This is a genomic window from Providencia sp. SP181 (assembly GCF_050446505.1).
GTDB lineage: Bacteria > Pseudomonadota > Gammaproteobacteria > Enterobacterales > Enterobacteriaceae > Providencia > Providencia vermicola.
Map to the genome: position 1 here is coordinate 653,999 of NZ_JBBPXM010000001.1, position 23,242 is coordinate 677,240.

General features: G+C 45.4%; 25 protein-coding genes. 14 read left to right on the plus strand and 11 right to left on the minus strand.

Features of this window, described 5'->3' with window-relative positions; all coding sequences use genetic code 11:
• Positions 1-218 precede the first annotated feature (218 nt).
• From fliF to fliR, 13 genes are all read left to right on the plus strand, one after another.
• Positions 219-1,901, plus strand: coding sequence for a flagellar basal-body MS-ring/collar protein FliF (fliF, locus tag AABS66_RS03220; RefSeq protein WP_430224561.1), 1,683 nt, complete (start codon positions 219-221; stop codon positions 1,899-1,901).
• Positions 1,901-2,893, plus strand: coding sequence for a flagellar motor switch protein FliG (fliG, locus tag AABS66_RS03225; protein ID WP_206083871.1), 993 nt, complete (start codon positions 1,901-1,903; stop codon positions 2,891-2,893). Before fliF ends, fliG begins: the two co-directional genes overlap by 1 nt.
• Positions 2,886-3,617 carry a flagellar assembly protein FliH gene (gene fliH / locus AABS66_RS03230; RefSeq protein WP_206083870.1) on the plus strand — a complete coding sequence of 244 codons (732 nt, stop codon included), beginning with the start codon at positions 2,886-2,888 and terminating at the stop codon, positions 3,615-3,617. Before fliG ends, fliH begins: the two co-directional genes overlap by 8 nt.
• On the plus strand, positions 3,614-4,978 hold the full coding sequence (fliI, locus tag AABS66_RS03235) for a flagellar protein export ATPase FliI (protein ID WP_206083869.1): 1,365 nt from the start codon (positions 3,614-3,616) through the stop codon (positions 4,976-4,978). Before fliH ends, fliI begins: the two co-directional genes overlap by 4 nt.
• An 11-nt stretch (positions 4,979-4,989) precedes the next feature.
• The gene (gene fliJ, locus AABS66_RS03240; protein WP_047756920.1) at positions 4,990-5,433 is read left to right on the plus strand and encodes a flagellar export protein FliJ; all 444 of its coding nucleotides are present in this window, start codon (positions 4,990-4,992) and stop codon (positions 5,431-5,433) included.
• A complete protein-coding gene (locus AABS66_RS03245) occupies positions 5,434-6,801 on the plus strand; it encodes a flagellar hook-length control protein FliK (protein ID WP_430224562.1) in 1,368 nt (455 codons plus the stop codon).
• Between the two features lie 163 nt (positions 6,802-6,964).
• A complete protein-coding gene (fliL, locus tag AABS66_RS03250) occupies positions 6,965-7,441 on the plus strand; it encodes a flagellar basal body-associated protein FliL (RefSeq protein WP_206083867.1) in 477 nt (158 codons plus the stop codon).
• 5 nt (positions 7,442-7,446) lie between these two features.
• Positions 7,447-8,454 carry a flagellar motor switch protein FliM gene (gene fliM / locus AABS66_RS03255; protein WP_206083866.1) on the plus strand — a complete coding sequence of 336 codons (1,008 nt, stop codon included), beginning with the start codon at positions 7,447-7,449 and terminating at the stop codon, positions 8,452-8,454.
• On the plus strand, positions 8,447-8,863 hold the full coding sequence (fliN, locus tag AABS66_RS03260; protein ID WP_004255621.1) for a flagellar motor switch protein FliN: 417 nt from the start codon (positions 8,447-8,449) through the stop codon (positions 8,861-8,863). The genes fliM and fliN overlap by 8 nt, the downstream gene beginning before the upstream one ends.
• A gap of 19 nt (positions 8,864-8,882) precedes the next feature.
• On the plus strand, positions 8,883-9,347 hold the full coding sequence (gene fliO, locus AABS66_RS03265; protein WP_272538679.1) for a flagellar biosynthetic protein FliO: 465 nt from the start codon (positions 8,883-8,885) through the stop codon (positions 9,345-9,347).
• Between the two features lie 12 nt (positions 9,348-9,359).
• Positions 9,360-10,103 carry a flagellar type III secretion system pore protein FliP gene (gene fliP, locus AABS66_RS03270; protein WP_206083864.1) on the plus strand — a complete coding sequence of 248 codons (744 nt, stop codon included), beginning with the start codon at positions 9,360-9,362 and terminating at the stop codon, positions 10,101-10,103.
• A gap of 8 nt (positions 10,104-10,111) precedes the next feature.
• On the plus strand, positions 10,112-10,381 hold the full coding sequence (gene fliQ / locus AABS66_RS03275; protein ID WP_206083863.1) for a flagellar biosynthesis protein FliQ: 270 nt from the start codon (positions 10,112-10,114) through the stop codon (positions 10,379-10,381).
• Between the two features lie 2 nt (positions 10,382-10,383).
• On the plus strand, positions 10,384-11,163 hold the full coding sequence (gene fliR / locus AABS66_RS03280) for a flagellar biosynthetic protein FliR (RefSeq protein WP_117162049.1): 780 nt from the start codon (positions 10,384-10,386) through the stop codon (positions 11,161-11,163).
• Between the two features lie 901 nt (positions 11,164-12,064).
• Here the strand turns inward: fliR and flgL are convergent.
• The 11 genes from flgL to flgB form a co-directional block, all read right to left on the minus strand.
• On the minus strand, positions 12,065-13,000 hold the full coding sequence (flgL, locus tag AABS66_RS03285) for a flagellar hook-associated protein FlgL (protein WP_430224563.1): 936 nt from the start codon (positions 12,998-13,000) through the stop codon (positions 12,065-12,067).
• A gap of 28 nt (positions 13,001-13,028) precedes the next feature.
• Positions 13,029-14,672 carry a flagellar hook-associated protein FlgK gene (gene flgK / locus AABS66_RS03290; RefSeq protein ID WP_272573703.1) on the minus strand — a complete coding sequence of 548 codons (1,644 nt, stop codon included), beginning with the start codon at positions 14,670-14,672 and terminating at the stop codon, positions 13,029-13,031.
• A gap of 139 nt (positions 14,673-14,811) precedes the next feature.
• Positions 14,812-15,792 carry a flagellar assembly peptidoglycan hydrolase FlgJ gene (gene flgJ / locus AABS66_RS03295; RefSeq protein WP_430224564.1) on the minus strand — a complete coding sequence of 327 codons (981 nt, stop codon included), beginning with the start codon at positions 15,790-15,792 and terminating at the stop codon, positions 14,812-14,814.
• Positions 15,792-16,895, minus strand: coding sequence for a flagellar basal body P-ring protein FlgI (locus AABS66_RS03300; RefSeq protein WP_206083852.1), 1,104 nt, complete (start codon positions 16,893-16,895; stop codon positions 15,792-15,794). Before AABS66_RS03300 ends, flgJ begins: the two co-directional genes overlap by 1 nt.
• Before the next feature lie 34 nt (positions 16,896-16,929).
• Entirely contained in the window at positions 16,930-17,628 is a 699-nt protein-coding gene (locus tag AABS66_RS03305) for a flagellar basal body L-ring protein FlgH (protein ID WP_241016843.1), read from the minus strand.
• 143 nt (positions 17,629-17,771) lie between these two features.
• Positions 17,772-18,554, minus strand: a complete 783-nt coding sequence (flgG, locus tag AABS66_RS03310) for a flagellar basal-body rod protein FlgG (protein WP_206083850.1) — start codon at positions 18,552-18,554, stop codon at positions 17,772-17,774.
• Positions 18,555-18,572: 18 nt separating this feature from the next.
• Positions 18,573-19,328 carry a flagellar basal body rod protein FlgF gene (locus AABS66_RS03315; protein ID WP_206083849.1) on the minus strand — a complete coding sequence of 252 codons (756 nt, stop codon included), beginning with the start codon at positions 19,326-19,328 and terminating at the stop codon, positions 18,573-18,575.
• 15 nt (positions 19,329-19,343) lie between these two features.
• Positions 19,344-20,564, minus strand: coding sequence for a flagellar hook protein FlgE (flgE, locus tag AABS66_RS03320; RefSeq protein ID WP_206083848.1), 1,221 nt, complete (start codon positions 20,562-20,564; stop codon positions 19,344-19,346).
• 29 nt (positions 20,565-20,593) lie between these two features.
• Positions 20,594-21,445, minus strand: coding sequence for a flagellar hook assembly protein FlgD (locus tag AABS66_RS03325; protein ID WP_206083847.1), 852 nt, complete (start codon positions 21,443-21,445; stop codon positions 20,594-20,596).
• Between the two features lie 12 nt (positions 21,446-21,457).
• A complete protein-coding gene (gene flgC / locus AABS66_RS03330; protein ID WP_047755990.1) occupies positions 21,458-21,862 on the minus strand; it encodes a flagellar basal body rod protein FlgC in 405 nt (134 codons plus the stop codon).
• A 5-nt stretch (positions 21,863-21,867) separates the two neighbouring features.
• Positions 21,868-22,281, minus strand: coding sequence for a flagellar basal body rod protein FlgB (flgB, locus tag AABS66_RS03335; protein ID WP_206083846.1), 414 nt, complete (start codon positions 22,279-22,281; stop codon positions 21,868-21,870).
• 246 nt (positions 22,282-22,527) lie between these two features.
• Here flgB and flgA point away from each other — a divergent pair, with 246 nt between their 5' ends.
• The gene (flgA, locus tag AABS66_RS03340; protein ID WP_206083845.1) at positions 22,528-23,196 is read left to right on the plus strand and encodes a flagellar basal body P-ring formation chaperone FlgA; all 669 of its coding nucleotides are present in this window, start codon (positions 22,528-22,530) and stop codon (positions 23,194-23,196) included.
• Positions 23,197-23,242: the final 46 nt, after the last annotated feature.

The window sequence follows — 23,242 nt, forward strand, 5'->3', positions numbered from 1 at the left end:
TATGTACCACTAATTCATTCGTCGAGCTTACCCTACCACACCCTTTTTAACTTGAAGCCGATAAATAACACCAAATTTATAGGCTGATTCCGTCATTAGATTGCCCCAAGACAAGAAATAATAGCAAAGTGAAAAAGTGACGTTACGAAGAGGGAAATAACATTGTTTCACCAAAAGTATTTTCATCCGTCTAGTAGTCTGCCAAGCAGGGAATATTTATGAGTGCCGCATCTAAAGACACAGGAGAGGCTAAAAAAGGGTTTGCCTCAATGGTTGACCACATTAAAGCCGATCCTAAAATACCGCTAATGATTGCAGCCGCTGCTGCCATCGCAATTATCGTTGCCCTCCTGCTCTGGTTACGTAGCCCCGACTACCGTGTCCTGCTTAGCAACTTAAGTGCTAAGGATGGTGGCGACATTGTTGGTCAGCTAACGCAGATGAACGTCCCTTATCAAATCGCCGATAATGGTAGCGCCATTTTAGTACCTGCCGATAAAGTGCATGAGTTACGATTAAAGCTGGCCCAGTCAGGCTTGCCCAAAGGGGGGAACACAGGTTTCGAACTGTTGGATAAAGAACAGTTTGGTATTAGCCAGTTTAGCGAACAAATTAACTACCAGCGTGCGCTGGAAGGTGAGTTATCGCGCACAATTGAGTCACTCAGCCCTGTCCAAAGTGCACGAGTGCATTTAGCTATCCCTAAACCTACTTTATTTGTGCGTGAGCAAAAATTGCCTACCGCCTCAGTCACCGTAGGTTTATTGCCTGGCCGAATGCTTGATGAAGGGCAAATTAGCGCTATCGTCCATATGGTGTCGAGCAGTGTCACTGGGCTAACAGCAACAAATGTCATTATTGTTGACCAAGCGGGTCGCTTACTCACCAATAACGATAACAGCCAGCAATCCGCTAACAGCGCGCAAATTAAAATGACCAAAGAGATGGAATCCCATCTTAAACAGCGCATTGAAGATATTCTTTCTCCATTAGTGGGCCGTGCAAATATTCATGCACAAGTCACCGCACAAATGGATTTCTCCAAGGTAGAACAAACCTCAGAAGAATATAAACCAAACCAAGCAGCAAATAGCGCCGCTATCCGTTCCCGCCAAAACAGCCAAAGTATGCAAAATAACAATGGCGGAACAGGTGGCGTACCAGGCGCGTTATCAAACCAACCCGTTAGTGCACCAACTGCACCAATTGAAACAAATAAAGACAATAAAGACGCACAGCAAACCACCAATAACCGTAATAACACGACTAACTCGCAAAGCGATGAAACGACCAATTACGAGGTGGATCGCAAAATTAGTCATACCCAACGGCAAATTGGCGTAGTCGATAGGCTCTCGGTCGCAGTTATCGTCAATTACCATTCACAAGAAGGTGAAAATGGCGCAGAAATGAAGCCATTGCCGCCTGAGATGATGCAGCAAATTGAAGCATTAACTCGTGAAGCAATGGGCTACTCCACTGCACGTGGCGACTCGTTAAATATCACCAACTCGTTATTTACGAATGACACGCCAGTTGAAGTTGAACCGTCGTTACTGGAAAGCCCGCAATTTATCGCCCAGTTACTGGATTACGGCAAAATTCTGCTTATTGCCCTAATTGCTTGGTTTATGTGGCGTTTTGGTATCAAACCGCAATGGGTTAAATACCGTAAAACGCAACAAGCTCAAACTGATGCAGAAATGTTTGTAGCAACGCAGATGAAAACACCACTTGTGGTAGACGAAGAAATTAACGAAGACATGGATGAGCAAACTCGCCGCCGTCTCACTCGCCAACGTGTTAGCGCTGAAATCCAAAGTCAACGCATTCGCGAAATGGCCGAAAAAGACCCACAAATCGTGGCAATGGTTATCCGTCAGTGGTTAGGAAAAGCGTAATGAGTTTAAGTGGAACAGAAAAAAGCGCCGTGATGTTAATGACACTCGGCGAAGATCAGGCTGCAGAAGTATTTAAACACCTGAATCCAAAAGAAGTTCAGCAGCTGAGTATGGCGGTGTCTAACATGCGCCAGATCTCCAATAACGAACTGGCGGAAGTCCTCACCGAGTTTGAAGAGTCGGCAATTCAATTTGCGGCGCTGAACATTAACACCAATGACTACCTACGCTCTGTCCTTATCAAGGCGCTAGGTGAAGAGCGTGCTGCGAGCCTGCTTGAAGATATCTTTGAAAAACAAGAAACCACCTCAGGTATCGAAAGCCTCAACTATATGGAGCCACAAACCGTTGCTGATATTATCCGTGATGAACATCCACAGATTATCGCCACGATTTTGGTTCACTTAAAACGCAACCTGGCTGCCGATGTTTTGGAGTTGTTCGAAGAACGCCAACGCAACGATATTATGCTGCGTATCGCGACTTTCGGTGGCGTACAACCTGCAGCACTTGCCGAGCTGACCGAAGTGTTAAACAATTTGCTGGATGGCCAAAACCTCAAACGCAGCAAAATGGGTGGCATAAGAACGGCTGCCGAAATTATCAACCTGATGAAGAGCCAGCAAGAAGAAAGCGTTATCGATGCAATGCGTGACTACGATGGCGAACTGGCACAACGTATCATTGATGAAATGTTCCTGTTCGAAAACCTTATCGAAGTGGACAACCGCAGCATTCAACGTATTTTGCAAGAAGTGTCTACCGACTCGCTGGTTATTGCCCTCAAAGGCAGCAACCAAGCTCTGCGCGACCACTTCCTCAACAATATGGCAGCGCGTGCAGCGGAAATTGTTCGCGACGATTTGGAATCCCGCTCACCGGTGCGTATGTCCCAAGTGGAAAACGAGCAAAAAGCTATCCTGCTTATTGTTCGCCGCTTAGTCGAGAAAGGCGAAATCGCCATCGGTGGTGGAGACGACGTGTATGTCTAAAACAAAACCGACTCATGACCAATGGCAGCCATGGAAATTACGTGAACTTAATCAATGGGAGCTGAACGCATCCGCTATCCCATCATTAAGTGATGTCCCTGAGCCTGACACACCCAAAGTGCCATGTCTTGAGCCCAAAGAAGTGTTAGAGCAGATTAACCTACTGGATAATATTAAAGAAGACGCCCAACGCACTGGGTTTCAACAAGGCTATGAAAAAGGCCAAAAAGAAGGCTACCAAGCAGGTTTTGAACAAGGTTTACGGGCTGGGGAAGAGCAAGGGCGTGAGCAAGCACTTGCTTTACAGCAACCTGTTATTGAAACCTGGCAGAAATTATTGTCGGAGTTTAATTACTCCCTCGATACCTTCGATACGGTGGTAACAACCAAATTATTGCAAATTGCCTTAACCGCAGCGAAACAAGTGCTGGGGCAATCCACCGTTTGCGATGGCACGGCCCTACTTGAAGAAATCAGCCATTTACTACAACAAAAACCAATCTTTGCAGGTCAACCTGAGCTGCACGTCAACCCGAATCACTTTGAGCTTATAGAGCAGCATCTTGGCTCATTATTAAACCTACACGGTTGGCGCTTAGTAGCTGACCCGAAATTGCACTTAGGTGGCTGTCGTGTTGTCGCCGAAGATGGTGAAATCGATATGACTGTCGCAACCCGTTGGCAAGAGTTATGCCGTTTATATGCACCGGAGAGCCTTTCATGACCGCACGTTTGGGACGCTGGATTGCCTCGCTTGACGATTTAGAATCGCGGATGAAAGGGATCCCGATGGTGCGCCGTTATGGCCGTTTAACCAAAATAACGGGGTTGGTGATGGAAGCCGAAGGTATAAAAATGCCACTTGGTGCCACCTGCTTTATTGAACGCGCCATCAATGGTGGCACGGATGAGGTAGTTTGCGAAGTGGTTGGTTTTAATGGCCCTCGCATGCTACTGATGCCACTCGCTGACCTTGAAGGAATAGCCCCTGGTGCCCGCGTATATGCACAATCAACGGGTGAGGATGGGCAAACCAGCCGCTTACTGCCGATTGGTAATGAACTGTTAGGCCGTGTATTGGATGCCCAAGGCACTCCCCTTGATGGTAAGGGGCCTTTAGAAGTGAAAACCCGTGCACCGCTCATCACGCCCCCCATCAACCCATTAGAACGCACGCCGATTAGCAGTGTGCTGGATGTGGGCGTTCGCGCAATCAATGCCTTACTCACCGTTGGGCGCGGGCAGCGTATGGGCTTGTTTGCTGGATCAGGGGTTGGTAAAAGTGTACTACTTGGCATGATGGCGCGGTTTACTCAAGCCGATATTATCGTCGTTGGTTTAATTGGTGAACGGGGACGTGAAGTTAAAGACTTTATCGAAAATATTTTAGGGGTTGAAGGCTTAAAACGTGCCGTTGTGGTTGCTGCACCTGCGGATGTTTCGCCGCTTTTGCGTATGCAAGGTGCCTCTTATGCCACGCGTATTGCCGAATATTTTCGCGACCAAGGCCTTAGCGTATTGCTGATTATGGACTCACTCACCCGCTACAGTATGGCACAACGTGAAATTGCCCTTGCCGTGGGCGAACCACCTGCGACAAAAGGCTATCCACCGTCTGTTTTCGCTAAACTGCCTGCGCTAGTTGAACGTGCGGGGAACGGTAAAAATGGCGGTTCAATCACCGCATTTTACACCGTCTTGACCGAAGGGGATGACCAACAAGACCCCATTGCAGACTCTGCCCGCGCGATCCTTGATGGTCACATCGTGCTTTCTCGCTCTTTAGCCGAATCTGGGCATTACCCTGCTATTGATATTGAAGCCTCTATTAGCCGTGCAATGACCGAATTAATTCCCAAAGAACATTATCGAAAAATTCAGCGGTTTAAACAGTTAACGTCTAGTTATCAACGTAACCGCGATTTAATCAATGTGGGGGCATATGCCATGGGGAGCGACCCCATGTTGGATACCGCTATTCAGTATTACCCACGGATGTCGGCATTTTTACAGCAAGATATTGATGAGCGTTGTGACTATCAAACCGCTTGCGAACAGCTGATGCAAGTTGTTCCCAACGAGTAATGAGAGGATAAATGGCCAAAAACAATGCGTTGACAACTTTACTCAGCTTAGCTGAGGAAGCCTCTGAAGAGGCCGCAAAAGTGTTAGCTCAAGTGCGCCAAACACACACGCAAATGGCGCAACAACTACATATGTTGGAAAACTACCAGTCTGAATACCGACAAAAGCTAAACCAAACGCTACACAGCGGGATGGCATCAGACAAATGGCAGAATTACCAACAGTTTTTGGTCACTTTAGAGCTGACCATCGAACAGCAACAGCAGCAGCTTAATGTATGGGAACAACGCGTTAACGATGCCAACCGCCATTGGCAAGAAAAACAACAACGCGTCAATGCATTCGATACCTTAATTCAACGCGCTGAACAAACTGAATACCAACGTCAAAATCGCTTAGAGCAAAAGCAAATGGATGAATTTGCTCAACGCGCGACTTTACGGAGACCACAATAGATGGACATCAACGCCAATAGCGTACCAACACTTGCGCCAGCTAAAAACAATAACGCGCAACAAAATGAATCACGCATTGATGAAAACCAAGCACCCGCCCTGCCTTTCCAAGCAGTGTTGGATAACCAACAACCTGCCCCTAAAGAAAGCACGGTTACCCCGCCTATCGACGAAAAATCTGTCAACAAAGAGATTGTCGATAATAAACTGACCAGTGCAAATGAAAAAAACGCTGAGCCAACGAGTGTCTTGCAAAAAAGTGCGGAAAACACGATAGAGCAACTGAACTTTAGCCGTAATTTGCGCCCAGATAGTGTACAAACTGCATTGAATGCTGATTTATTAACAGGTAAAGAAGCCAATGAGCAATCTTGGCTCAATAACTTAAAGCAATCGTTAAGCAATCAAGCGCAATTAACGGTGAAACCTTTAACGCCGCCAGAAACTCACTCCACGCTTGGGGCATTTACCCAACGCATGCAGCAGCTTAACCAAGGTACTCATGATGTGTTACCTGATGATGGCAAGCACCTTGAAGGGTCGCAATTGCAATTAGCGGGTGAAGACGAAGCCCCTGCTTTAGGCACCGTGATTAAGAATGAAAAAGAAGAGCGCCGCGATCAACCGCTTTTTGCACTTGATAACCCACGAGATGTCCGTGGGAAAAACCTAACTCAAGACTTTATGCCGTTAAACAAAAAAGTTAGCGACAAAGACCCCCTTGCTAACATGCAAACAGTAACGAACGAAACGTTAAGCCAAACAGCAAAAGGCGCGTTTACCTTGCAAACGGACACGGGAGCATTTACCTCCAGCGCCTCGCACCATACCAATACGCAGCCAATCAGTATGATGCCAACGACCTCAACGGTTCAAGCTGCGGCGATGAATGCGCCAACAGCAGCGCCAACCCTGCATTTAACCAGTCAACTAGGCAGTGAAGCATGGCAACAGCAGTTAAGCCAGCACATGCTGTTTTTCTCACGCCAAGGGGTTTCCCAAGCACAAATTCGTTTACACCCTGAAGAATTAGGTTCACTCAATGTGCATTTACGTATCGAAGATAACCAAGCGGTGATGCATTTTGTGTCGCCTCATAGCCATGTTCGCGCAGCGATGGAGTCGATGATGCCAGTGCTACGCAGTGCGCTACAAGAAAGTGGCATTCATCTGGCACAAGGTTCTGTTGGGCAGGAGAACTTAAACCACCAATCCGATGGTTCGCAACAAGGCTCACAACAGCATCGTGATGGGCAAATTCAAGCAACACATCCGTCGGTTGGCGTAGTTGGCATCAGTGAAGCCAATGCCACTGTTTCGGCTAAAACCACCCAAGTGCGCCAAGGTGGTATCAGTACCTTTGCATAATTAATAAACAAAATGCGGTGATTTCACAACTAAAGCGCCGAGTTACCGCCTTTTTGTTTCGTTTTTCACTCCTTTAACTCTCAGCAAGCAAGCCATAATGCTAGAGATCATAAAGAAAAAACCCATTTGGGTTTAGCATCCAAGAAACAGGAATTCAGCTAACATGTCGTCACGCAAAGAATCTAAACGTTCGAATAAAGGGTTACTCATTCTGTTCGCCCTTGTTGCCCTCGCGGGTGCTGGTTTTGGTGGGTACACCTGGTGGACGACACAGCAAGACACTCAAACGGCAAGTGAGGACGAAAAGCGCCCGAATATGCCGCAGCCAATTTTTATGGAATTAGAGCCCTTTACGGTGAACTTAGCGGGTGTTGATGGCCCTGACCGCGTGCTTTATATCCACGTAACATTGCGCCTTGCGAATGAAAAATCTCGCAAGCAACTTCATGAATACCTTCCTGAAGTTCGCAGTCGCTTACTGCTACTTTTGTCTGAGCAAAAAGCCAAAAACATTGAAAATCATGATGGTAAGTTGCAGCTAATGAAAGAAATTAAGCAAACGCTCACCCCAACCCTGATCCCTGGCGATACCGATCAGGATATTTCAGATGTGTTATTTACGACTTTTATTCTGCGGTAATATTCATGAGCGATAATATTTTATCTCAGGCTGAAATTGATGCGCTTCTTAATGATGATGCGCCATCAAGCAACACGCCTGCACCTGAAATGCAAGGGAAAGACCACGTTCGTCCTTATGACCCGAATACCCAACGTCGGGTTATTCGTGAGCGAATGCAATCCCTTGAAATCATTAATGAGCGTTTCGCCCGTCAGTTCCGCATGGGGCTGTTTAACATGTTACGCCGTAGCCCAGACATCACCGTTGGTGGCATTAAAATCGAGCCTTATCATGAATTTGCTCGCAACTTACCCGTGCCAACGAACTTAAATCTCATTCATATGCCACCTTTGCGAGGCACGGCCCTATTTACCTTCGAACCCGCGTTAGTGTATATCGCTGTGGATAACCTATTTGGTGGCGATGGTCGTTTCCCTGTTCGCCAAGAAGGTAAAGAGTTTACCAATACGGAACAACGTATTATTAACCGCATGTTGAAATTAGCACTGGGCGCATATCGTGATGCATGGAAGCCCATTGCTGATATCGAAGTGGAATATGTACGTTCTGAGGTGCAAGTTAAATTTACCAATATCACCACTTCACCAAACGACATTGTCGTGACTACACCGTTTTTAGTTGAGATTGGCAACACGGTGGGTGAATTCAGCATTTGTATCCCTATTGCCATGATTGAGCCATTGCGTGAGCGTTTAATCAACCCACCCGTGGAGCAAGGGCATCAGGAAAATGAAGCATGGGTCTCTAACCTTGTGACCCAAGTTAAACGTTCTGAACTTGAGTTGGTTGCCAACTTTGTTGACATTCCAATGCGAATTTCTCGCTTACTGCAACTGCAAAAAGGGGATGTTATCCCCATTGAGAAGCCAGACCGCCTAATGGTGAATGTCGATGGCGTACCTGTGTTGACCAGTCAATACGGCACTCAAAATGGCCAATATGCGTTGCGTGTAGAACATTTGATTAACCCTGTTTTAAACACTCTAGATGAGGAAAGTACCAATGAGTGAGGCGAAGAACTCTCCTGATGCATCAACCAATCACGACAGTGAAGACCTGTGGGCTGAAGCGTTAGAACAGCAAAAAAAAGCGGAATCCGCCTCTGCTGGTGCACAGGCTTTTGATAACTTTGATGGGCAAAACCCATTAAATCAGCTCTCCGATATCGACATGATTATGGACATTCCCGTTCGCCTGTCGGTTGAGCTAGGTCGCACCAAAATGACCATTAAAAAACTGCTGAGTTTATCCCAAGGCTCTGTGGTGTCTTTAGATGGTTTAGCGGGCGAACCTCTGGATATTTTAATCAACGGCTATTTAATTGCGCAGGGTGAAGTTGTCGTAGTTTCAGATAATTACGGTATCCGTATTACTGACATCATTACGCCTTCAGAACGTATGCGCCGCTTGAGTCGTTAAAATACAAGGGCAATTGCCAATGACAATGTTTTCGCAAATCGAACCCATAACGCAGCCGCAAACAGCGCCATTTTTATCCAATACGATTTCGCTCAGTGAGCCGAATGCACCAGCCATTAACCAAAATGATAGCTTGGTACAAATTTCAGGTTCACTCGGTGGCATTATTTTGCTGATCCTCGCAGGTGCTTGGTTGGTTAAAAAGCTGGGATTCGCCCCGAAAAAATTTGGCAAAGACTCGCTGATAAAAGTCAAAAGCAGTTGCTCATTAGGTAATAAAGAACGGGTTGTCGTGGTCGAAGTGAATAATGAATGTTTAGTTCTTGGGGTGACGGCGCAAAATATCAATGTGCTACATCAATACCCTGTACAAACTGAGCATTTACCCGTTTCAATAAATGAACCACTGACGTTTCAATCTGTTTTCAAGAAAAAACAAGATGCTGCGAACCATGCAGCGTCAGTGACTCCTTTGTATAAGTAATCGGAAGCTCGCATGTCACTTGTAAAAAACGCGTTGTTTGTTGCTGCGCTTCTGTTTGCTTTACCCCATTCCGCTTTTGCAGCGTTACCTGCGGTCATCAGCCACAGTTTAGCTGATGGCGGACAAACTTGGTCGTTACCCGTCCAAACCTTGCTGTTTTTAACGTTATTAGGCTTTATCCCCGCACTACTGTTAATGATGACCAGTTTTACACGCATCATTATCGTGCTGGGCTTGCTACGAAATGCGTTAGGGACACCATCTGCCCCACCTAACCAAGTGCTGCTTGGCTTAGCGCTGTTTCTGACTTTTTTCGTGATGTCCCCTGTTGCAGACCAAGTCTATCGTGAAGCTTATCAGCCTTTTAGCGAAGATAAAATCAGCCTTGAGACAGCTCTGGAAAAAGGCACGGCACCGTTACGTACATTTATGCTAGGGCAAACGCGCGAATCTGACCTTGCGTTATTTGCACGTATCGCCAAGGTGGGAGATATCCAAGAAGCCAAAGATGTACCGCTGCGTATTTTAGTCCCTGCGTTTATTACCAGTGAACTAAAAACCGCCTTTCAAATAGGCTTTACGATTTTCATTCCGTTTTTGATCATCGACTTAGTGGTCGCCAGCGTCTTGATGGCATTGGGGATGATGATGGTTCCCCCAGCAACAGTTTCATTGCCATTTAAGCTGATGTTATTTGTTCTCGTCGATGGCTGGCAATTATTGCTTGGCTCATTATCGCAAAGCTTTTTTAATTAGGAGCAATTATGACACCTGAATCCGTAATGGCGATGGGAACAGAAGCGATGAAAATCGCACTAATGCTAGCAGCGCCGTTATTACTTGCCGCCCTCGCAGCAGGTTTGATTATCAGCCTGTTACAAGCTGCCACCCAAGTTAATGAGATGACGTTATCTTTTATTCCCAAAATTTTATCCGTGATTTCGGTGATCATTATTGCTGGCCCGTGGATGCTCAATCTACTGATTGACTACATGCGCACTTTGCTTAGTAATTTACCCTTCATCATTGGCTAACGATGCTAACCATTACCAGCGAAACCCTGACCCTCTGGCTTAGCCAAGGTTTTTACCCATTTATACGCCTCTTAGCGCTGCTGGGTACAGCGCCTTTTTTCAATGAAAAACAAGCCATTACCAAGGTTCGTGTCGCCCTTGCCTTTTTTGTTGTCTTGATTGTTTCGCCGCAACTTCCCGTCGTAAATATTCCGTTATTTTCGGCAATGGGCTTGTGGGTGATAGTGCAACAAATGGTGATTGGCATCGCAATGGGCTTAACCATGCAGATGGCATTTGCGGCAGTTCGTCATGCAGGGGAAGTGATTGGTTTGCAAATGGGGTTGTCGTTCGCCACCTTTTTTGACCCAACTGGCGGCCCAAACATGCCAATTTTAGGGCGTATTTTCAATGTAATTACCATTTTATTGTTTCTCGCTTTCGATGGGCACTTGTGGCTTATTTATATTGTGGTCAATTCATTTGAGCTTATCCCAATTCAAACCGCACCATTAAATCGTGATGGTTTTTGGGTATTCGTTCAATTCGCCAATACCATATTTATTAATGGGTTAATGTTAGCCTTACCGTTTATTACCTTATTTTTAATTCTTAACCTTGCGCTGGGTATTTTAAACCGTATGACTCCACAACTGTCGGTATTTGTGGTCGGCTTCCCACTGACACTGACCATTGGCATCAGTATGTTAGGGTTGATTATTTCAATTCTCCCCCGCTACACCGAACGGCTTATCCACCAAGCATTTGAGCAGCTCTCGCTGATGTTTAATTTGTTTGTTTGAGTGTCGATACTCGGTCAATCAGCATTAGTTCATTATCAGTACCACTTTGTGAATCTGATAATTAATGTAACCCAAGAAAAATTGATGATAATTTCCATATAATTCCCCTCATTAAAGTAGTTAAAACCCGTCTCTTTTTTCAGGTTTACTACTATGTTCGAAACTGCCTACATGGCAGTGATAAATACCCGTATCTTGTTTCATTTCTAAGCTATCGAGTGATAGTAGCAAGATATATCTCGCGTTAAACGCATCATTAACCTAATAAAGAAGTTCGCTTAAATAAATATCAATTATTAATAGGTGGAGTTAATAATTGATCAGTGAATAGGATGAGGTGAATAGATTTTATTGTAAGCAACGGCCTTCTAAGCCGTAGCACTAGGCTGCCTGTATGGCAGTGAACTTTCTACATGACTGAGGCCTCAGCCTGGCTGTTTTTCTAAGCTGCCTATGCGGCAGTGAACACGTTGATTTGACAGGTGATGTGGTGATGGGTTTTCTAAGCTGCCTATGCGGCAGTGAACGTGTTGATGTAATTGTTCCTGATTTTTACAGATTTCTAAGCTGCCTATGCGGCAGTGAACTTATAAATCGAGCGGCATTCTTTGCGCAATACTTTCTAAGCTGCCTATACGGCAGTGAACTATAAAATATGATAAGTAAAGTGAATCACAACAACCTGTTACCGATAAAAACAAGAAAATACCTTCTTTTTACACTCAGTTTATAACATATTGTTTTAAGATACTTTTTTAAAGAACGAAAAACAAAGGGTAAATTTAAGATAGCACAACTTCGTTGAAGCATTCTTCATTGGATCCCAAAAATCACCAAAAACAAAAAAACCGCGCTCCAATAACGGCAAAGCGCGGTTGAGTAGAACTCAAGTATTAGATGATTAACGACTACCAAATAAAGACATGCTGTTTAAATCTTTGAAAATACTTTGTGAGGCTTCAAACATCGCTTTTTCTTTATAGTAATCCGTGGTGGTGCCTGTCCAGTTAGTCTCAAGCAACTCACTTTTACGAGCAGCATTTTGAATTGAACGCGTATCTGCTAAAAAATCCAACTTATCAATTTCTTGTAGTTGTAAGCCTTGTTTTGCTTCAATATTGGAAATTTGGTCTAGTGCCGCTTTAATGCCACGGTTGGCTTCATCCATCCCTTCTTGCGCACGGTCTAAATCCGCTTGAGGTGCATCTTGCTGTGGAATTTTTAACGCGTCAATACCTACATTTAATGCTTTGAAAACATTCACAACATTACTACTGTCTGTATCAAATACCTGAGCACCTGTGAAATAAGTGGTCATTTCACGGTCGCTGGAGACATTCTGCATTACCGCTTTATCACCACCGTGATAGAGCACATCCCCATCGGCGTTAATTTCAAAAGGCGGTTTATCCGATTTAAAACCTGCAAAAATATAGCGCCCATTGCCGTCTGTGGAATTCCCCAATGCCACCAGTTGTTCTTTCAAACCTGTTAACTGCTCCGCTAATGTATTGCGGTCTTTATCACTCAAAGCACCTTGGTTAGAAGCTTGAATAATCGTGGTATCAATCTGTGTGGTGACATCCGTCATCTGAGTCAAAATGCTCATTTGTAATGTCATACCCGTTTTCGCAAATCCACGGCTGGTCACGTATTGCTGATTGCGAGTTTCAGATTGGTTAATTCGTACCGCTTGAGATGATGCTTGTGGATCATCCGACGGTTTGCTAACTCGCTTACCTGATGCTAATTGGCTACCTGCTTCCATCCAACGCGCTTGGGAATTATTCATATCTTGTAGGCGTTGGTGATAAATCATATTTGTGCTTAAACGCATCGCTAAATCCTTATTATATCGCTAAAACTTAGAATGCACGCATCAGCGCATTAAACAAATCATCCACGGTTTTCAACACTTGCGCATTGGCATTGAAAAATTGTTGGATCTTTTGCATTTGAATACTTTCTTCGTTCATATTCACGCCAGAGATAGCTTGCTCTTGTTCATAGAAACTCTCTGTCATTTTATTTTGCGTTTCAGAGTCAATTTGCGCTTGTTTGGTTTTGCTTCCGACATCATTGACTAACGTCGCGTAGAAATCAGAAAACGTTGAGCCGCCATCAATCAGTTTTTGGTCTTGTAACTTCACCAATTCTTTGATGTTTTCGTTATCACCAGGGCCGCTGTCTTTGCTGCCCGCGGCGGCAAATTTTGTTGCATCGCTGATCAACGTTTGCATGCCATTAATCACGCCACTGACAGGCTTCGCGAGGAATGAATCCCCTTTTTGCGCGCTGCTGTTGCTGATATTAATTTCAATACCCTCAAATTTCAGTGTCGTCGCGGTTGAATCATCATCTAAAGCAACTTTGGTGCCTTCAGGCAAGCGCGTAACACTCCACCCATCATCACCAAAGCGAATGTCATAGTTGCTACCAGTAACTTTGGAAACATCACTGTATTTTAAGTCGAAATCAGCCTTGCCTGTGTTGTGAGTATTGCTCACCACATTGCCTTTACCGATTTCAAAGAAGTTCTCACCCGTTTTACCACTGGCATCATAGCCTTTACTGTGGACTTCGTTGAATTTGGTAGCAAAAACTAGCGCAAGCTTATTGAGTTTTTGATACGCGGGGTCGATAACATCTTGACGTGAACGCAAGATACCGCTGAGCTCTCCACCACGGAAAGATTCATCAGGAATTTCACGGGCTTGGCCATTTGCGCCAACAAAACCAATGCTAAAGCGGCTATCATCTTTTGATGATGGCACAGCTTCTAAACGGTTTGCTTTTTCCCCCGTAACTAATGGCAAGCCATTCGCAAACGTGACGTTATAGTTGCCATTTTGCTCAATCACTTTGACGCCAATTAACGAATTTACTTCGTTAACTAAACGATCTCGCACATCAAGCAAGTCATTAGGTTCCGAGCCACTGACAGAACGCACACGGGAAATTTGCTGGTTTAAACCTGCAATTTTCTCAGCGTAGATGTTAATGTCTTTCACCTTGTTTTCGATTTGGCGATTAACATCACGCTCCATTTCTTGTAAGCGTCTGTCTGCTTCTTTAAATTGGCTCACCAACGCATTAGAGTTACCAAGAAAAACATCAATTAATGTTTTATCACTGGCATCACTAGTTGCCGCATCTAATGACGTGAAGAAGCTGCCAATATTGCTGGAGATATCTTCGATATCATTGGTTAGCAAATCATCGACTTTATTACAGTTTTTAACGTACGCTTCGTAGTCACCACTGCGCGCACGCGCTTGGCTGTACTGTGCATTGATAAATTCATCAAACTCACGGCGAACATGGCTGAAATACGTGCCGTTACCAAAATAGCCACTCGGTGTCATCGTACCGGGATTCTCCCCGAAAACAGCACTTTGGCGGTGATAATATCCCACACCAGCGTTGGCTAAGTTGTTAGAAATCACACTTAGCCCGCCTTGTGCAGCATTCACACCACTGAGCGCATTATTCATTACATTGTTCAGCATAAGCTTTCCTGTTCTGGGTGCGTATCGCGTTCATTGGCTGACACAATGTCGGCGATAGCAACTCAAATTATTTAGAGCATATTTAGTTATCGGAAAATCGACGTAATTATTTAGCCCTAACACGTATAAATTCTGTATTTTAGAAAATATCATTTAAGTCGATGGTATAAGCCTGTACAGCACGTGATGCTGAAGTATTTGCCGCAGGCTGGTTGCCTCGTATTTGATTAATTAAGGTGATTAATTTATCGGAATAACCTGGGTCTGTGGCGTAACCTGCTTGATGTAAACGACGTGCCGCAATTTCAGGCGTTGGTGCTTTTTTGACGTCTTTATAGCGTGGGTTATCCGTCAATAAACTGATGTAATCCGCAATGGCCTCTTCATATGAACCATAAACACGAAAATCATCGCGCATTTTGATCGTTTGGCCGTTAATCACTTCCGTCGTCATGATATTAGTGACAGGGCCCTGCCAACTTTTCCCTGCTTTAATACCAAATAAGTTATGGCTGGTTTTCCCATCCATTTTTAATATTTCCCTTTGCCCCCAACCGCTTTCCAGCGCTGCTTGTGCTAATACCAGCAAATGGGAAATACCAGTGTCTTTACTGGCGGCTTTCGCAGGTTCAATCAAACGGCTAATAAAGTTGCTACTGTTAAGGGATAACGCTTTGATTTTTTTCAAAGGTGCAGAAAGCGCATCCCCCATCGGGGCAAAATGGCGCATCATCTGTTCCATATTAAATGGCGGTAAGGATTGCACCGTTTTTTCATCAAATGGCAATAAACTGTTGGAATTTGGGACGCTTGACGTGTGTTGATCACGCGTCAGTTGCTGGTACATCATCTCCCCAAAACCTAACCCTTTTTGGGAGAGGTCTTGGGCAATTTGTTGGTCATACATACTGGTCAACATACGGGTTTGGTCATTGGAAAATAGGCCATCCTGTGGGAGTGCGTCACGCATGCTTTTTAGCATCATTTGGACAAATGTTGCTTCCAATTGCTGCGTGACTTGGCGCAGCCCTTGCTCCGTGTTTTTATTCAATTCGCCCTTTAACTGACTTAGCGACTGTAAATCGAACGCCGCACCTTGCAATAGCTGCATATCGCCCATTAGATAATCTCCAGTTTCGCACGTAAACAGCCTGCACTTTCCATCGCTTGCAAAATCGACATTAAGTCGTTTGGTGTTGCCCCTAATGTATTCAGTGCTTGAATCACTTGGTTGAGCTGCACGCTGGCATTGACTTTTTGCAACGCGCCACCGCGGTCTTGTACGCCGACACTGGTGTTACGTGTTACCACAGTTTGTCCGCCCGCAAACGGTGTATCTGGCTGGCTAACTTGAGTTTGTCTTTCCACGGTGACAGCCAAACTGCCGTGAGCTACCGCGCAACTTTCCAGTGTTACACTGCGATTGATCACTACTGAGCCCGTCCGTGAATTTAAGATCACTTTGGCCTCTGCCATTGGCGTGCGAACATTCAGCTCTTGTACCCGAGCGAGGAACTGCACTTGGTCTCGGTTGTTTGCAGGCACTAATAATTGCACTGTACGAGAATCCAATGCGCTAGCCGTTCCCATCCCGCCCATACGATTGACCGCGTCTGCGATATCTTGCGCTAATGTGAAGCTGTCTTCGTTTAATTGCAGGTTAATAGCACCACTTTGCCCAAAACTGCTTGGCAGCTCGCGTTCAATAGTCGCCCCGCCAGTAATGCGCCCACCGTTAAGTTGGTTAACTTTGATGCTACTACCGCCACCACTTGCCCCTGCGCCACCCACGAGGATATTACCCTGTGCCATGGCATAAATTTGTCCATCCACGCCTTTTAATGGCGTCATTAAGAGTGTGCCACCACGTAAACTTTTCGCGTTCCCCATAGAAGACACCACGATATCCACCGATTGCCCTGTACGTGCAAAAGGCGGCAGTTTCGCCGTGACCATCACCGCTGCCACATTTTTAAGCTGCATATTCGTGCCAGGTGGCACCGTGATCCCCATCTGAGATAACATGTTATTTAAGCTTTGCGTGGTAAACGGCGTTTGCATGGTTTGGTCACCCGTGCCATCCAAACCCACCACTAAACCGTAGCCAATCAACGCGTTATCGCGCACCCCCTGAACGGTGGTTAAATCTTTAATACGCTCACTGTGCGCCGAAAAGGTAAAAAAGCAAAACAGTGATAGCAAAATTAATACGTTGTTTTTCATTGAATTCTCTCGGCCGTTACTCGCTAATGTTTAATTAATAAGGCGAAACATTTAAGAAAAAGCGTTGTAGCCAGCCCATATTTTGCGATTCGTTGATATAACCATCGCCAACATATTCGATGCGAGCGTCCGCCACTTGTGTGGAGCTCACATGGTTATCTGAGCCAATAGTTCGTGGGTTAACCACTCCCGAAAAACGAATAGATTCAGTGCCTTGGTTAATTGCGATGCGTTTTTCACCCACTACATGTAAATTGCCATTCGCCAGTAACTGGTCGACGGTCACCGTAATGGTTCCCTTAAAGGTGTTATTCGCATTTGCACCACCTTTACCGCTAAAGTCACTGTTTCCTTTGATATCCAGTTCGGTGTTGTTGCCACCGATCCACCCTTGCATAAAGCCAGGTAATATCGCGGCAAGGAACCCCGTTTTACCGCTGCGATTCGCATTGGCAGAGGAATTTTTGCTGGCGCTGACATTTTCTTGCAAATTAATGGTTAGAATATCGCCAACATTACGCGGTCGCCTATCTTCAAAAAGCGGCTGATAACCGTAATAAGCAGGCTGGGCACTTTGAAATATCGAACCGTTTGGGGAAGGTGCTGTAGGGGCAGAAGGAATAGCCGTCGTTTGTGTATCCACTAACGGACGAGATGGAATGTGAGCACAACCGCTGGTGGCTAAAACCAAAACGGCAAGTAACCATACCTGTTTAGGTGCAGTCAAACGCATCTGCAACGCTGTTTTTTGCTGTTGGGAAATAAGGCCGCTTTCAATCATTATGCTACTCTTTTGCTGCTGTGTACGTTGTTCATCCCAAAGAGATGTCTTTCATAGGGCTCACAGGAACCCCATGAGCGCCTATACAAAACCAATTACAGTTGCGTTAAACGCTGAAGCATTTGGTCTGATGCAGAAACCGCCTTACTGTTAATCTCGTAAGCACGCTGAGTTTGGATCATATTGACCAACTCTTCGGCGACATTCACGTTAGAGGTTTCTAGCATGTTTTGATAAAGCAGACCGGCTCCGTTGGTTCCTGGCGCGCTTTCATTCGGCGCACCTGAGCTCGCTGTTTCCATATAGAGGTTTTCCCCCATACTTTCCAACCCTGCATCGTTAATGAAGGTTGTCAGCGTAATTTGGCCGATTTGCTGAGGTTGACTATCGCCATAAACGGTGACAGATACCGTACCATCACGCCCAATCGTTAAACTGTTGGCATTATCTGGGATGGTGATCGCAGGAACGATTTGATAGCCGCTGGAGGTGACTAACTGGCCATCTTGGTTAGGCTGTAATGCCCCATCACGAGTATAAGCGTCTGTGCCGTCAGGCATTTGTACATGTAAAAAACCTTGGCCTTTAATGGCAATATCCGTTGTGGTGCCCGTTTTATTCAATGCACCTTGACCATGAATACGCATAGTCGCAACGGGGCGTGCCCCTGTCCCCAGTTGTAGCCCTGATGGCAAAGAGGTTTGTTCAGAGCTCATCGCCCCTGGCTGGCGAATATTTTGGTACATTAAATCTTCAAAAACCGCGCGTTGGCGTTTAAAACCATTGGTGCTAACGTTCGCCAAGTTATTGGAAATCACGTCTAAGTTAGTTTGTTGAGCATCAAGCCCAGTTTTTGCAATCCATAATGAACGGATCATAATTATTCCTTACTGAATTTAGCTGACGGCAAGCAATTGGTTGGCGCGTTGGGCATTTTCATCCGCACTGCGAACCACCTTCATTTGCATTTCAAAATGCCTTGCATTGGCTATCATCGACACCATCGCTTCGGCTGCATTGACGTTACTTCCCTCAATCACACCAGACGTCACAACCGCACGGTCACTCAGTGGCAATACATTGCCATTCGCGGCTTGCCCCTGAGGGGATAAATGGAATAGCCCATCTTCCCCGCGAATTAAGTCTTGCGGCTGCGCTTCAACCACTTTCAAACGGCCGATTTGCCCCAACATAGTTGGCGGATCCGTCGCCAGCAATGCGGTGATGGTGCCATCCATGCCAATAGTGATTTCTGCATTTTGCGGGACGTTAATTGGCCCGCCATCGCCTTGCAGACGGCGTTCACCAATCACTAACTCACCTTCGCCCGAAATTTGGATATTCCCATTTCGGGTATACGCTTCTGTGCCATCGGCTAATTCAACCGCCAAAAAATGCTTATCGTTTAACGCAACATCTGTTGGCTTACCTGTGTAGTTCAGCGGCCCTTGGCTCATATCCGCGCCAGGGGTTGAAGAAACCACCAAGGTTCTGGTTTGCGCGCTATCCCCATTCACGGGCACTGCGCGCATGGCAGAGAGCTGCGCTTTAAACCCTGCGGTAGACACATTAGCAATGTTGTTGGAAACCACCGCTTGGTTCTCAAGCGCATGACGCGCTCCCCCCATTGCGGTATAAATGACGTGATCCATGGCCACCCTCTAGGCTTATCGTAAGTTAACCAAAGTTTGTAACATTTGGTCTTGCGTCTTGATGGTTTGCGCGTTTGATTGGTAATTGCGCTGCATCACAATCATGCTGATAAGCTCTTGGCTCATATCCACGTTGGAAGATTCCAATGCACCGCTGGTTAATTTACCGAACTGCCCTACACCAGGTACGCCATCCATCGGGTTGCCCGATGCGTTTGAAGATGCCCATACGTTGCCACCTTGGGAAACGAGACCATTCGGGTTCGCAAACGCAGAAAGCGCCACTTGCCCAACCACGCGTTTTTGTTGGTTTGAGTAGTTCGCAACGATTAAGCCGTTATCTTCAATTTTGAAGCTGGTGTATTCACCCGCGGGGAAACCATCAACATCAATGGCACTGACGGAGGACTCGCTCACTTTTTGTTGGCGGGTTTTCGATAAATCAACGTTTAAAACGCCGTCATCCGCACCGTTTAAGCCGTTATAGTTGAAAGGAAATGTCGCTTTATCCGCATCTTTTAGCTTGCCGTTACCATCAAACTCTAATTTGCCAAGTTCTTTTGCAGACTTATCACTTGCATCTTTTGCGTAAGCTGTCCATTCGTTGTCCGCATTTTTAACAAAGTACACGGAGATTTCATGGGTATTACCTTGGCTGTCATACGCCGTCATTGTGGTGCTGAAGTTATAGGTTGATGAATCATCAGGCTTATCAACATCAAAGGCTTTATCTTTGATTTTGTCTTCTGAGTTCAAGTTAATGGTTAACTTGGCAAGTTCAGATTTTTTCGCATCCATCATGTCCGTTGGGATGTTTAATCCTTCAGGCACGCCACCGCTTTGAATGGTGACATTGCCTTTTTCATCGACACTGGCTGGGTAACCTGTCACCACCATGCCTTGGTTATTGACTAAATTACCGCTTTTATCACGCAAAAATTGGCCATCACGGCTGTAGTAAGTATCACCATTTTTATCTTGAACGCGAAAAAAGCCACTACCTGAAATCGCCACGTCAGTTGGTCTATCTGTACGTGTAATTGGGCCGTCTTTAAAGTTTTGCGTAACCGCAGCAACGTTAACACCAAGGCCAACACCCGAACCTGCGAACATATCCGCAAATGATGTCGTTGCACCTTTAAAGCCGTTAGTTGCGGAGTTGGCAATATTATTACCAATTGAATCGAGCCCCGCTGACGCTGCATTTAAGCCACTGACTGCTTGTGAAAAAGACATATTTTCTCCATGAGTATTGGGGGTAAAAATTAAGAAGAAGGGTAAACTTTGAAAATGCTACTAAGAGGCACACTTTGCCCGATGCCAACATCTAATAATGGCGCGTCAGATCCTGGTGTGACACCATTGACGCGGGTATAGCCCAGTTTCGTGACCTCAACTTCAGCCCCGTTTCTGATAGCTCTCACATCAAAGTAATATTTCCCTTTCGTATCGGTGACTAAATTGCCGTTGTTGTCCAAACCATCCCATGCCATGTCATAAATGTCGGGCTTAACTTCAGAGTCATAGGTGATGGTTCGCACAACCATTTTGTTTTTGTCGCGAATAGTGATTTCAACGCTATCGGCCAATTTCGGTAAAAAGAAACCAAATGGCGATGAAATAAATTCAGATTTTGGCTCTTCGCCGTCCTCTTCAGAGGTGTTTTGATTGCTCAACGCTGCGGTAGATGGGCTGTTTGGACTAATTCCTTCATCGGGTAACGGGTTCGATGGTTTCGTCACCGTGCTATTTTCGCCTGAACTCTCTTTTTTAAGCGGAGCTAAAACAATTTCATTACGCGGAATAAGTACGCCTTTGCCCACCAGAGCGGTAGCTTGTAGTGATTGCCCTGAGCCGATTTGTTGGGAAATACCACTCACGTTATCGCTGAGTTTATTCATACTTTCCAGCGTGGCAATTTGTGCCAATTGGCTGGTTAAATCGGTATTTTCCATCGGGTTCGTTGGGTCTTGGTTTTGCATTTGCGTCACAATCATTTTCAAAAAAGTGTCACGCATATCATCACTTTGACTTTTCTTAGGCACATTACTTGCCGCAGGTTCTGGCCCTGCGGTAGTGTTGTCCAAAGAATCGTACATCGTGGCTGCAATCCCCATGTCATACCTCCGTTACTGGCCAATAGTCAGTGTTTTTTGCAGCAAGGTTTTTGCTGTATTCATCACTTCTAAGTTGGCTTGGTAGCTACGAGAGGCCGAAATGGTGTTGATCATTTCCCCCACCATATCTACGTTAGGCATTTGCACATACCCTTTCTCATCCGCTAAAGGGTGACCAGGTTTGTATTCCATACGTGGTGGTGCTGGGTCTTCAATCAGTTCACTGACTTTTACGCCACCCACTTCGTGGCGGCCTTGTGGTGCCATCTGGAAAACCACTTGTTTAGCGCGATACGGCTGCCCATCAGGCCCCGCAATACTTTCTGCGTTAGCCATGTTGCTTGCACTGACGTTTAAGCGCTGAGACTGGGCAGTTAATGCAGAAGCTGAAATGTCAAAAATACTCAGTAAGGCCATAATGATTACCCTTGCTGTAAAACAGCCAACATGCTTTTAACGCGGCTATTAATAAATGTAAGATCAGCCTGATATTTCAGGGTGTTATCGGCGAATTGACTGCGTTCAATATCCATATCGACGGTATTACCATCCATTGAGGTTTGGTAAGGGACGCGGTATTTCAAATCCATATTTGGTGCCTTAATACCTCGGCCTTCAATATGACCTTTGGCTGTCACCGCCAGTGCCACCCCCTTGCCATTCACAGCGCCTTTATCCATCGCTTGTTGGAGTTGACGATTAAAATCAATATCCCGCGCCTGATAACCCGGTGTGTCCGCATTAGCAATATTGGAAGCCAAAACAGTTTGCCTAGCTTCACGTATTGACAACGCCTGCTGCTGGAAGGCAAACGTGGCATTTAACTTATCAATCATGATGATCCTTAATGGATGTATAGCGATGTTGACTACGAACGCTCGTTATATTCGCTCCCTCAATTAGGCAAAACCCATCAAGAGAGTACGAAAGTTAAAATTCGACGTGCATATCTTAGCGGTCTACGAAAAAATCTAATGGCGGGATAAAGGCAAAATAATTGACCTATTTGGCTCATTCATTATGAAAGAGGTGGGTAAACTGCAAGCGTGAAAAAGTGTGTTGATAAAGGAGCGAGTAACCCGATGGCTAATCTTAAGAAATTGACCTATTGCATAATAATCAGTGGATTAAGCTTAACTCCAACGCTATCTCAAGCCTCTCTTCCACAAGATATCAATCACTATTTTCGTCAAGTGCATGGCAAAAACAACCACGTTTCCATTGAGATAAAAACACCGATTGAAAAATGGCCAAACTGTGATAAACCGCAGATCAGCCCGCCTATTGGTGGACGCAACATGGGAAATGTGTCGATACCTGTGCAATGTGGGAAGAAAAAACAGTTTTTGCAGCTCACAGTTAATGTGACGGGACAATATTATGTTGCAACTCGTAATTTAAGCCGCGGTGAAACGATTGAATTTGTTGATATCGGAACCAAAAAAGGCCTGCTACACAAATTACCAACTGGAGCCAGTACGGACAAAATGGCGCTGCGGGGCGCAATTGTGCTACGCACAATTACTGCAGGACAAACATTCACCAAATCAATGGTTAGGCAACCTTGGGCGATTAAAGCTGGGCAAACCGTATTTGTATTTGCCAATGGGGATAATTTTTCGGTGAAATATGAGGGACGCGCGATTAATAATGCCACCGCTGGGCAAAATATTCGTGTAAGATTGCTCAATGGTCAAGTGGTCAATGGGTTAGCACAAGAGAATGGCAGTGTTAATATTGCGTTAAAATAAATGCCATCCAGACTGAAGTCCTTTGAAATATGACGAATCTATCTTT

Bases quoted from the DNA above. Each gene is read 5' to 3' on its own strand.
- fliF (WP_430224561.1), top strand. From the start codon at position 219: ATGAGTGCCGCATCTAAAGACACAGGAGAGGCTAAAAAAGGGTTTGCC.
- fliG (WP_206083871.1), top strand. From the start codon at position 1,901: ATGAGTTTAAGTGGAACAGAAAAAAGCGCCGTGATGTTAATGACACTC.
- fliH (WP_206083870.1), top strand. From the start codon at position 2,886: ATGTCTAAAACAAAACCGACTCATGACCAATGGCAGCCATGGAAATTA.
- fliI (WP_206083869.1), top strand. From the start codon at position 3,614: ATGACCGCACGTTTGGGACGCTGGATTGCCTCGCTTGACGATTTAGAA.
- fliJ (WP_047756920.1), top strand. From the start codon at position 4,990: ATGGCCAAAAACAATGCGTTGACAACTTTACTCAGCTTAGCTGAGGAA.
- AABS66_RS03245 (WP_430224562.1), top strand. From the start codon at position 5,434: ATGGACATCAACGCCAATAGCGTACCAACACTTGCGCCAGCTAAAAAC.
- fliL (WP_206083867.1), top strand. From the start codon at position 6,965: ATGTCGTCACGCAAAGAATCTAAACGTTCGAATAAAGGGTTACTCATT.
- fliM (WP_206083866.1), top strand. From the start codon at position 7,447: ATGAGCGATAATATTTTATCTCAGGCTGAAATTGATGCGCTTCTTAAT.
- fliN (WP_004255621.1), top strand. From the start codon at position 8,447: ATGAGTGAGGCGAAGAACTCTCCTGATGCATCAACCAATCACGACAGT.
- fliO (WP_272538679.1), top strand. From the start codon at position 8,883: ATGACAATGTTTTCGCAAATCGAACCCATAACGCAGCCGCAAACAGCG.
- fliP (WP_206083864.1), top strand. From the start codon at position 9,360: ATGTCACTTGTAAAAAACGCGTTGTTTGTTGCTGCGCTTCTGTTTGCT.
- fliQ (WP_206083863.1), top strand. From the start codon at position 10,112: ATGACACCTGAATCCGTAATGGCGATGGGAACAGAAGCGATGAAAATC.
- fliR (WP_117162049.1), top strand. From the start codon at position 10,384: ATGCTAACCATTACCAGCGAAACCCTGACCCTCTGGCTTAGCCAAGGT.
- flgL (WP_430224563.1), bottom strand. From the start codon at position 13,000: ATGCGTTTAAGCACAAATATGATTTATCACCAACGCCTACAAGATATG.
- flgK (WP_272573703.1), bottom strand. From the start codon at position 14,672: ATGCTGAACAATGTAATGAATAATGCGCTCAGTGGTGTGAATGCTGCA.
- flgJ (WP_430224564.1), bottom strand. From the start codon at position 15,792: ATGGGCGATATGCAGCTATTGCAAGGTGCGGCGTTCGATTTACAGTCG.
- AABS66_RS03300 (WP_206083852.1), bottom strand. From the start codon at position 16,895: ATGAAAAACAACGTATTAATTTTGCTATCACTGTTTTGCTTTTTTACC.
- AABS66_RS03305 (WP_241016843.1), bottom strand. From the start codon at position 17,628: ATGCGTTTGACTGCACCTAAACAGGTATGGTTACTTGCCGTTTTGGTT.
- flgG (WP_206083850.1), bottom strand. From the start codon at position 18,554: ATGATCCGTTCATTATGGATTGCAAAAACTGGGCTTGATGCTCAACAA.
- AABS66_RS03315 (WP_206083849.1), bottom strand. From the start codon at position 19,328: ATGGATCACGTCATTTATACCGCAATGGGGGGAGCGCGTCATGCGCTT.
- flgE (WP_206083848.1), bottom strand. From the start codon at position 20,564: ATGTCTTTTTCACAAGCAGTCAGTGGCTTAAATGCAGCGTCAGCGGGG.
- AABS66_RS03325 (WP_206083847.1), bottom strand. From the start codon at position 21,445: ATGGGGATTGCAGCCACGATGTACGATTCTTTGGACAACACTACCGCA.
- flgC (WP_047755990.1), bottom strand. From the start codon at position 21,862: ATGGCCTTACTGAGTATTTTTGACATTTCAGCTTCTGCATTAACTGCC.
- flgB (WP_206083846.1), bottom strand. From the start codon at position 22,281: ATGATTGATAAGTTAAATGCCACGTTTGCCTTCCAGCAGCAGGCGTTG.
- flgA (WP_206083845.1), top strand. From the start codon at position 22,528: ATGGCTAATCTTAAGAAATTGACCTATTGCATAATAATCAGTGGATTA.